2 protein-coding genes are annotated in these 1,532 nt (G+C 63.1%); both read left to right on the forward strand.

Annotation, left to right across the window (positions count from 1 at the left end; all coding sequences use genetic code 11):
• Positions 1-132 precede the first annotated feature (132 nt).
• Complete coding sequence (locus tag AB4Y86_RS18700) at positions 133-861, forward strand: TetR/AcrR family transcriptional regulator (protein ID WP_441403631.1); 729 nt, start codon at positions 133-135, stop codon at positions 859-861.
• Between the two features lie 58 nt (positions 862-919).
• Positions 920-1,532 (forward strand): PTS transporter subunit EIIC (locus AB4Y86_RS18705; RefSeq protein WP_441403632.1); only part of this gene is annotated, 613 nt, incomplete at its 3' end.

A 1,532-nucleotide genomic window follows, 5' to 3' on the forward strand; every position in this document is an offset into this window, starting at 1 on the left:
CGCTGCATCCTAGACTTCCCGCGGCTGTCCGCTACGTCAACCTGCAGCTCGCTGTACTTGAAAAGCGGTACCTGAAAAAAGTGCCTGTGATGCACTTCATATAGCATTGCTATAGGTGCTAGGGTAGCGGTCATGAGTACCATTGGCCAGCTACCGCCCAAAACCCGGCTGCTCCGCGCAGCCGCCGGGTTGCTGGCCAAGTCCGGGGGGGCCGCCGTTTCCACCCGCCAGATCACCCAGCTGGCAGGGGTGACCGCCCCCACCCTCTATCACCACTTCGGGGACAAGGAAGGGCTGTTTGACGCAGTCGTGGCCGCGGGCTTCGAGGAATACGTGGCCGGTGAACGCGACTTCGCCCCGTCCGGCATGCCGCTGGAGGACATCCGGCGGATGTGGGACCAGCACGTCCAGTTCGGGCTCAAGCAGCCGGAACTCTACCTTGTCATGTTCGGTAACATCCGCCCGGAAAGCCGTCCCGCCGTCGTCGCCGACGCCGAGGCGCTGATGGAGGAAATGCTGAACAAGGCCGCGGTGGCCGGCCAGCTCGCTGTCCCGCCGAGGGAGGCGGCCCGGAGCATCCTGGCCGCCAATGTGGGCGTGACCCTCATGCTGATCACGGAGAAGGCGCCGGAGCGCAACCTTGAACTCTCGGTCATGACCCGCGACGCGATGATCTTCGCGGTCTCCACGGAGCAGGCCCGGGAGGCCGCGCCGGAGGACACCGGGAAATCCCCGGTGGTGGTGGCTGCCATCGCGCTGAATGCTGCGCTGCAGGCTTCGCACTCGGACCAGCTCTCCAGCTCCGAACTCAAGCTCTTCCTTGAATGGCTTCACCGGATCTCCACCAGTTCCACCAGCTAGCTCGTCGAAAATATCGGCCAAACCTGCGGTGCAGCAGGAATCACGGTTAGGAAATCAGATGGCAACAGAGACAGTTGCGAAACCCCGAAGCAGCGTGCGGGTCGGCGTCCAGAAATTTGGCACCTTCCTCTCCGGGATGATCATGCCCAACATTGGCGCCTTCATTGCCTGGGGCATCATTACCGCCTTCTTCATCCCCGCAGGCTTCACCCCCAACACGGACCTGGCCAAACTGGTCAGCCCGATGATCACGTACCTGCTGCCGCTCCTGATCGGCTACACCGGCGGCCGCATGGTCTACGGCGTCCGCGGCGGCGTCGTCGGCGCGGCCGCCACCATGGGCGTGATCGTCGGAACAGACATCCCGATGTTCATCGGCGCCATGATCATGGGCCCGCTGACGGCATGGATCATGAAGAAGATCGAAAGCCTCTGGGAGAACAAGGTCAAGCCCGGCTTCGAGATGCTGATCGACAACTTCACCGCGGGCATCGTCGCCGCCATCATGGCCATCTTCGGCATGCTGGTGATCGGCCCGGTGGTGAAGGCCTTCAGCAACGGCGCCAGCGCCGTCGTCGAGTTCCTGGTCCACAACGGCCTGCTGCCCTTCACGAGCATCTTCATCGAGCCCGCGAAGGTCCTCTTCTTGAACAACGCGGTCAACCACGGCA

This window comes from Arthrobacter sp. 2YAF22_2, from assembly GCF_052114645.1.
Classification (GTDB): domain Bacteria; phylum Actinomycetota; class Actinomycetes; order Actinomycetales; family Micrococcaceae; genus Arthrobacter.

What these genes read in the sequence shown, in the direction of transcription:
- AB4Y86_RS18700 (WP_441403631.1), top strand. Translation starts at nt 133, where the DNA reads ATGAGTACCATTGGCCAGCTACCGCCCAAAACCCGGCTGCTCCGCGCA.